The sequence below is a fragment of the Catenibacterium sp. genome, assembly GCF_052354645.1.
Taxonomy (GTDB): domain Bacteria; phylum Bacillota_I; class Bacilli_A; order Erysipelotrichales; family Coprobacillaceae; genus Catenibacterium; species Catenibacterium mitsuoka_A.
This window is the reverse complement of the sequence record NZ_DAWDDM010000053.1, coordinates 1-9350: the sequence shown is the minus strand read 5'-3', so window position 1 is coordinate 9350 and position 9350 is coordinate 1. Positions and strand designations below refer to the sequence as shown.

The 9350-nt window shown below is 33.9% G+C and carries 3 protein-coding genes and 2 pseudogenes; all 5 read left to right on the top strand.

What is annotated here, in order from left to right; all coding sequences use genetic code 11:
• Positions 1–273: pseudogene (tnpA, locus tag ACT8VG_RS03875) on the top strand (IS200/IS605 family transposase); the annotation flags it as partial.
• Between the two features lie 78 nt (positions 274–351).
• A complete protein-coding gene (locus ACT8VG_RS03870) occupies positions 352–1779 on the top strand; it encodes a PTS transporter subunit EIIC (RefSeq protein WP_444195245.1) in 1428 nt (475 codons plus the stop codon).
• 11 nt (positions 1780–1790) lie between these two features.
• Positions 1791–2615 carry a PRD domain-containing protein gene (locus tag ACT8VG_RS03865; RefSeq protein ID WP_187011845.1) on the top strand — a complete coding sequence of 275 codons (825 nt, stop codon included), beginning with the start codon at positions 1791–1793 and terminating at the stop codon, positions 2613–2615.
• A gap of 439 nt (positions 2616–3054) precedes the next feature.
• The gene (locus tag ACT8VG_RS03860; RefSeq protein WP_444195244.1) at positions 3055–8313 is read left to right on the top strand and encodes a beta-N-acetylglucosaminidase domain-containing protein; all 5259 of its coding nucleotides are present in this window, start codon (positions 3055–3057) and stop codon (positions 8311–8313) included.
• A gap of 224 nt (positions 8314–8537) precedes the next feature.
• Positions 8538–9350, top strand: a pseudogene (locus ACT8VG_RS03855) (hypothetical protein); the annotation flags it as partial.

The following is a 9350-nucleotide window of genomic DNA, read 5'->3' as shown; positions in this document are numbered from 1 at the left end:
TAGCTAATACTCGTGGCTACGAAATTATTGCGATAGAAACTGACAAAGACCATATACATTTCTTATTAAGTTGCGATACAACAGATAGAGTTTGTGATATTTTCAAAATTGTAAAGTAGGAAACAACATACCACTTATGGCATAAGTATAGTTCGGTCTTATCAAAACAGTATTGGAAGGAAAAAGTATTTTGGTCAGATGGTTATTTTACTTGTAGCATTGGAGAAGTGTCATCAGCAACTATACAAAAAAAATATTGAAAGTCAGGGATAATAGATAACGATTTAAGAGGCTCCTCCCACCACCTATTGGCAGTGGGTTTCCGCCTATTACAAACGAAAGGATTTATTTATGAATTTTTTGCAGAAATTAGGTAAGTCCCTGATGCTTCCAGTGACTATTATGCCTCTGGCTGCATTATTAAAGGGTATTGGCTATTGGATTGATCCTATCGGATGGGGTGTCAATAATCCATTTGCGGCATTTCTTATATTATCAGGTGGTGTAGTCATAGATTATCTTCCTATCCTTTTTGCGATTGCTGTCGCAATCGGTATGACGGATAAGAAGAATGCATCATTGTCTTTGGCAGCAGTCATCAATTATCTCATGATAACTAAAATACTCTCTCCTGAGGGCATTTCATTGATCTCAGGAATACATATAAGCCAAGTCTCTATAGCCTTTAGTGAGACTGATAATGCGTTTATAGGGATTATGGTAGGGTTAATTGTTGCCTTCTGTTATAAGAAGTTCAATCATATAGAATTACCAGGACCTTTATCATTCTTTAGTGGTGATAGATTTATCCCTATTATTTCAGGTATGATTACACTTTTATTTGCTGGTGTTTTTATGTATGTCTGGCCGATGCTTTATGAAGCATTTATTCATTTTGGAACATGGATGGCAGGATTAGGACCAATCAGTGCTGGTTTATATGGATTTTTTAATAGACTCCTTATACCAACAGGATTACATCATGCCCTTAATTCTGTCTTCTGGTTTAATATTGCGGGTATTAATGATATTGGACGATTCTGGGGTACTGTATCAGGAGGTATTAAAGGTGTTACTGGTATGTATCAAGCAGGATTCTATCCTATCATGATGTTTGGTTTACCAGCAGGCGCACTGGCAATCTATCAATGTGCCTCACCAGATAAGAAAAAGAAAGTAGGCGCATTGATGTTCTCAGCTGCTCTTGCATCCTTTCTAACAGGTATTACAGAGCCATTAGAGTTTTCTTTTATGTTTTTAGCACCTAGTTTATATATCGCCCATGCAGTCATGACAGGAATCATGATGTTTATAGCTGCATCATTTCACTGGCTCGCTGGCTTTAGCTTCTCAGCTGGTCTTATAGACTATATATTGAGTTTTAAGGCACCATTTTCTTATCAGGCAAACTATTTGATCCTTTTAGGAGTCATCTGTGGTGTGCTCTATTATATTATATTTAGAACTATGATTCTGCATTTTAATCTCATGACACCAGGACGTATGAAAGAAGAAGTTAGTACAAAACAATCATTTGATTATGATGATCTGGCTATTTGTTTTGTGGAAGCTCTTGGTGGTAGAAGTAATTGTATATCTGCAGATGCCTGCATTACACGTTTGAGAGTAGAAATAAATGACATACATTCTATTAATAAAGACGAAATATCTCAATTAGGCTACGAACATGTCACAATTGCAGGAAACCATAATGTACAGATATTAGTAGGCACCAATGCCCAGTTCATTGCGGATGCAATGAACGATATATTAATGTAAAGGGGACTATTATGAGAATTATTAAGATCTTCAACAACAATTCCATTGCGGCTATCTCACCAGAATTAGGAGATATTATCCTAACAGGTTCAGGAATAGGATTCCAGAAGAAGGTAGGGGATAGTGTTGATTCCACTAAAATAGAAAAGACATATATGTTTAAAGAAGACCCTCATAAAAGATTAGAAAGAGAAGATGATATCTCTCCTGATTGTTATGAGATGACTGATAAGATTGTCTCTCGTGCAATTAAGAAGCTTAAATCACGCTATTATGGAGAAATATTCCTCACTATGACAGATCATATCTCTTTTGCTTTAAAACGTAAGCAGGAGAATATCAGAATCCCTTATGTCGTACTTGGAGATGTAAGTATTCTTTATAAGAATGAATATGAAATAGGTTTATGGGCATTAAGCTATATTAAGAAGAAAACAGGTATTACATTAGATCTAGAAGAAGCCAACTATATAGCCTTGCATTTAGTAAACTTCTCAATGGACAATAATACCCATAATGCGACTAAGATATTAAGCTTTGTGACTGATATTATCGGTATTATTGAAAATAGTATGAAGGTGACTATTTCTCCTCAGTCACTCAGTTATGCAAGACTCTCTACGCATTTAAAATACCTAGCTGAACGTATCTTTACAGGACAGGAAATAAACCTTAAAGATACAACAGAAGACATTAGACAACTATTAAAAGAGAACTTAAGACTCTCAATGTGTATCAACCGTATTGTGAAACATATAAAAGAGAAATATAAATATGATTTATCACCGGATGAACAGACATTCTTGTGCATACATATTAAACGTATCATGCAGTAAAACTATAAAAAGATGCATGTTGACTTTGATTTTAGTGTAAACTATAATGAATATGAAAGAAGGAACAACTAGTAAGCGGTTGCCCTTGGATTTGTATGTTTGAAATAATTACCTCAAACTTTTGCCGAGAGCGAGGTAGTTATTTTTTTGCGTTCTTATCAAAAAATCATAATAAACTATTAATTATTGGTATGATTAAATTATCTATTTCATGTTCTGCTGACTTCAAATGCCTAAAAATATCATAAAATAAGATATGAAAACGCTTGCGTAATATAAAAGATACTGTTATACTGATTGAGTCAATGTGGATTGTTACTCTAAGCAGGCAAGACCAAATAAAGATTATGACATACATTTTTTTGTCATACTTTATTTGGTCTTTATTTTTTGTAAAAATCCATGTTTGAATACTCATTTCATCAACTAGGAGCATGAAATGAGACAAAATATTAAAGAAAGGAAAAACAAGATGAAAGGAAAGAAAGTCATTACTTATGCAGTAAGTTTTCTTGTTGCATTAGGCTGTGTATCAGCTTTTCCAGTGACTGTAAAAGCTGATACAGGGTATGAAGTCTATCCTAATCCACATTCTATGAATTATAGTGATGGGGATTATGAAATGACAAGTCAGGTCAATGTTGTCTATGAAGATGGTATTGATGAAGACACAAAAGCAAGACTGAATGAAGTTCTTGCATTAAAAGGCATGAATGCAAGTGTTTCTAGTGAAAAGAAAGCTGGAAAGACAAACATTCTTGTTGGTGTGAAGGGGTCTAAACAATATGTAGATTCACAGTTTGGAACAACTTCAGCAGGTTTATTTGATAAACTTGATTCTTATGCTTTGAAGTCTGATAAAGGCACTATTTCTATCTTAGGTAAAGATACAGATGCTGCTTTTTATGGACTTACAAGCTTATATCACATTTTTAAACAGGTAGAGGGGAAAACAATTAGAAACTTCTCTATCGAGGATTATGCGGATGTTGCAAGCCGTGGATTTATTGAAGGTTATTATGGTAATCCATGGTCAACAGAAGATCGTTGTAAATTGATGGAATGGGGAGGCTATTATAAGCTTAACTCTTATTTCTATGCTCCTAAAGATGATCCAAAGCATAACGCTAAGTGGCGTGACCTTTATACAGAAGAAGAAATCAATACAAAGATCAAACCACTTGCTGAGGCTGGAAATAAATCTAAATGCCGTTTCGTATTTGCCTTACATCCTTATATGAATAACGCTATTGTTTATAACTCTGAAGCAAACTATCAGGCTGACTTAAAGGTTATGCAGGCTAAGTTTAAACAGGTTATTGATGCTGGTGTTCGTCAGATTGCGATTCTTGCAGACGATGCTGGTAACGTAGGTGGTGCTAATTATACAAGAACATTGACAGATATGTCTAACTGGCTTAAAGAATTACAGCCTTCTTACCCTGGCTTAAAGCTCACATTACCATTCTGTACTCAGGAATATATGGGATGGGGTCAGTCTTACTATCGTGACTTCCCTGAAAACGTACAGATTATCATGACTGGTGGACGTGTATGGGGTGAAGTAACTAATAACTTTACTTCTTCATTCACTAATACTGCAGGTCGTGGTCCTTATATGTGGATCAACTGGCCATGTACTGATAACTCTAAGAAACACTTAATCATGGGTGGTTATACAACATTCCTTCATCCAGGTGTTGATCCTTCTAAGATACAGGGTATTGTATTAAACCCAATGCAGCAGTCTGAACCAAGTAAAGTCGCAATATTTGGTAATGCATGTTATTCATGGAATATCTGGAAAACTGAAGAAGAAGCAAATAAGTGCTATAATGCATCATTCAAATATGTAGATCATAATGGTTATGAAGAAACTGAAGCATCAAATGCTTTAAGAGAATTATCTAAACATATGATCAACCAGAACATGGATAGCAGAGTGACTCGTTTAGAGGAATCTGTTGAATTAAAAGAAAAACTCAATGTATTCAAGACTAAACTATCTAAAGGTGAAAAGATCACTGATGAAGAATTTGATGACATCATCGATGAATTCACAGTATTACAGAATGCATCTAAAGTATATCGTGAAAGCGGTAATGAAAGAATCAAGTCTCAGATTGTTTACTGGTTAAACTGCTGGGATGATACAACAAATGCTGCTTTAAACTATATTAAAGGTATCAAAGCTGCACAGAATGAAGAAGACAATGCAGCTGTCTGGGACTATTATGCGAATGCACAGGCTGCTTTTGAAAAGAGCAAGTCTTATGGTTTCCACTACGTAGACCATTTAGAATATGCTGAAGTAGGTGTACAGCATATCGTTCCATTTATTAAATCATTGGATTCTTATTTATCTGAAGTCGTATCTACAATCGTTAATCCAGATAAACAGATTGCGAAATATATCACTAACCGTGAAGATACTCCAGATGGTAAAGAAGATAACATCTTTGATGGTAATGCTTCTACAGAATTAGTTTACAAGAGCCCTAATACTATTTCTGCAGGTACTTATGTAGGTATCAAGTATTCTAAGGCAATTGATGTAAACCATGTCATCTTTAGAATGGGTGCGAATTCTAATCCTAGAGATACATTCTTAAAAGCGAAAGTACAGTATACAACTGATGGTAAGAACTGGATTGATGTAAATGAAACAATCTATGAATTACCAAACAATGTAGAATTAACAGACCTTAACCTTAAGGGTGTTAAGGGTATCCGTATGATTGCGACTGAAGATAAGAGTAACACTTGGTTAGGTGTAAGAGATATCTTAGTTAACCCAACGACTACTCCTTCTACAAGCACTGATAAGGGTACATTATCTATGACTAAGATTGGTGTAAAGGGTGGTTCATTAGATAACTTATTAGATGATAATGAATCAACATATGCGCACTTTGCTGAATCTCCATATAAAGCAGGAGAAATCAAGGACTATATTCCAGTCGATGCGGCAGTGACTCTTACATTCAATAACCCTAAGAAGTTAGGTACTATCAATTTTGTACAGGATAGTGGTACTGATAAGATCACTAGATATGCATTAGAATACAGTGTTGATGGTACTAACTGGAAGACATTAAAAGAATATGCTGGTGATGATACAGTTCATTTAAATGTAGAAGATCAGGATATTACAGCTAAGGCAATTCGTGTAAGAAACCTTGAATTACATCTTTCAAGTAATACAGCAGGTTATTGGTGGAAGGTAAAGACATTCAACCATACTGATGTAGTGAATGAATATGATGACAAGGCTGTTTATACAAATACAGACTATAAGTTACATTCAAAGAGTACATTAGATCGTACAGATTTAGTGTATACAAAAGAAATGACTTTAGCACCTAAACAGTATGTAGGTGTGAAGTTATCAAGAGTCAAAGATTTAAAACAGTTAGAACTTGATTATAGTGGTGAAGTTGTATTAGAAGCTTCAGTAAATGCACATGACTGGGTAGAAGTGAAAGACTTAAACAAGAACCTTCCAGATGCACGTTATGTACGTTTAATCAATAAGAAGAGTTCTGATGTGAAGTTAACTATTAACAAGTTTGTGGTACATTCTACAGAAATCACAGCACCATACTTATATAAGACAACTATGACTGTTAACCCTTCTTGGGGTGTTGCAGAAGATTCTAGAAACAATGGAGCTGCATTTGATGGCAACATTGATTCTACAACTGAATTTGGTGACCTTCCACAAAAGGGTCAGTATATTATCTATGACTTAGGTCAGATGAGAAATATTGATAAGATTGCCATGTATTGTCAGGATACTGCAAAGAACTATATTAGAGATGGTATTATCAGTGTTTCTAGTGATTTAGAAAACTGGACAGATGTTGTGACAATTGGTGATGGTATTGAAAATATTGGAGATAAAGATGTTCAGTGTATTGATTCTGATGCAGGATATAAAGCATCTAGTACATATCCAAACAAAGTATATGTATCAGGTACTGCAGAACATGTACCAGCACGTTACTTAAGAATCCTATTTACAGCATCTAACAATTCTAGAGCTGTTGTATTCAACGAAATCATGATTAATGATGGAGAATATGCACCTGAAGATAATGACCCTACATTTGATTCTAATGTCAAAGAAGCAAAAGGCTATAAACCTCAGTATATGATTGATGGTGACCTTTTAACAGCTTATAAACCAGGATCAAATAAAGCAGGTTATATCACTTATACTCTTTCTGATAAGCTTGATGTAAAGAAATTCAATATTATCCAGAAGGGTGAAATCAGTAATGCAAAGGTATATGCATTAATTGATAAAGAAGTAACAACTAGAAATGTACCTGAAGAAGATAAAGAATGGGTACAGTTAGGTACTTTAAGAAAATCTTTAAATGAATTCTATATCCCTCGTGGTAATGTATATAAGTTAAAGTTTGAATGGGAAGAAAACCATATTCCTACTATTTCTGAAATTATTGCATTAACTGATGAAGAATATAAGAGTGAATGTGCTAAGGACTTAAAGAACTACATTGACTCTTTACATGTAGATGAAGAGAAGTACACTGCAACAAGTTATAAAGCATATACTACAGCAAGAACTAAAGCATTAGAAGTATATAACACTCAGATGGGTGAAAAGGATGCCTTAGAAACTGCAAAAGCTGAACTTAAAGCCTCTTATGATGCATTAGTTGTACGTGGTGATTTAAAAGCTCTCGATCAAGAAATCAAAGATATTGAAAAGCTTTCTAAAGATGACTATACAGAAGAAAGCTATAATGCATTAGAAAGAGTATTAGTAGAAGCAAAGAGACTAGTGACTAATAAAGATGCGACTGTAGATGAAGTCAATACAATGATTGAATCATTACGTCAGGCTAAAGCAGGACTTGTAACTAAGGCATCTATGAGTAAACAGGAACTTAGAAACTATATCGATTCTAATAACTTAAATACTCTAGATACTTCTATTTACTTAACTTCTACAGTAATACCATTCAATGAAGCATTAAAGAATGCAGAATACATCTTAAATAAAGACGGTGCAACTGTTACTGAAGTAGAAGATGCTTATAGGGCATTACAGGATGCAAGAATGAACTTAGTTCTTAAAGCAACTGATACAGAAATAAAAGCATTAGAAAATAAGATAGCTTCTTATAAGGAAGAAGACTATACAGCATCTAGCTGGAAAGACTTTGAACTTGTATTAAATGAAATCAACGAAGAATTAAAAGCTGAACATACAAGTGCTGAAATTGAAGCTTTAACTCATAAGTTAGAAGAAGCTTCTAAGAAACTTGTTACTCGTGGTAATACAGCTGAACTTGATCTATTACTAGATCAGGCTAAGAAGACTGATAGTAAGTTATATACAGAAAAGAGTTATAAGAACTTATTAGACGTCATTGAAGCAACTGAAAAAGCATTAGAAAATAAAAATGAATTAACTCAGGAAGAAGTAGATGCATTAACTGAAGACTTAAGAAAAGCTATGGAAGCATTAGAAAAGTTACCAGTTATTACACCAAGTATTCCTGAAGAAAAACCTACTACTCCTTCTAAACCAGAAGAAACAACTAAACCAGAAGTAAAACCAAGTACTAAACCAGCAACTGGTGATACTACTATGGTAGGAGTATTCGCATTCTTCTCAATGATCTCATTATTAGGTTATGTATTATTAAAGAAGAAAGAAGCTTAATATTTTTAGGAAGAACCTCATTGAAGGTTCTTCTTTTTACGTGTGTCGAAACACTATATATGTTACAAGAAATGCAAACTTGTAACAAATAACAAATTTACTTGGTGAAATTGTTACATATAATAAGGTGATGTGCTATACTAGTGATTGTCAACCACGTTTTTATACATTTTTTGTAAAATATGTATATTTTCGTGCTGGTTTATGAATGGGAGATATAAAGGATGAAAAAGAAATTGGGGTTCATGACTGATCATCGTTTTATTATCGGTGTTCAGATAGTATTAAGCATCATACTTATGATTAGTATCATATTTGTAAAAGTTTTACCTATGCGTTATTTGATAGTGATAGGTTCTTTCTTGGCAGTACTTGCACTACTTGTCTATTTAGTCGCAAAACCAGGACCTATTGTATCTAGAAAGGTACAGAAAAGACCTCTTGCAGGTAAGATCATTTCCGTCATTATTAGTATATTCTTAATTATAGGATGTATTTTTATCCAGTCTGGTAAAGCAGCCTATAATAAAGTAACTAGCGAATATGATTATGTAACATATTCACTAGTAGTTAGAAAGAATAGTAAATACAAAAAGATGAATGATCTCTTAAAGAAGACAGTAGGATATAACCCTAATGGAACTAAAATAAATGAAGCATTGAACCGTTTAAGTAAGAAAGTATCTAACTATGGTGTGAGTGAGTTATATGGTGTAGAAGCGATTGTAGATGCATTATATGATAAAAAGGTAGATGCAATACTTATTAATGAAGGTTCTAGAGATTTAGTTACAGACTATAAAAAGAACTTTGATAAAGATACAAGAGTCATCTGGACAACAAAGTTTAAATCATACAATAAGATTAAAGAAGAAAAGACATTGGATGTATTAAAGGATCCTTTCTGTGTATATATTTCTGGTATTGATTCTCGTGGAAGTGTCCAGGAAGTATCACGTAGTGATGTAAATATCTTAATGACTATTAATGTCCCTGAACATAAAGTATTAATGACTAGTATTCCTAGAGATACTTAT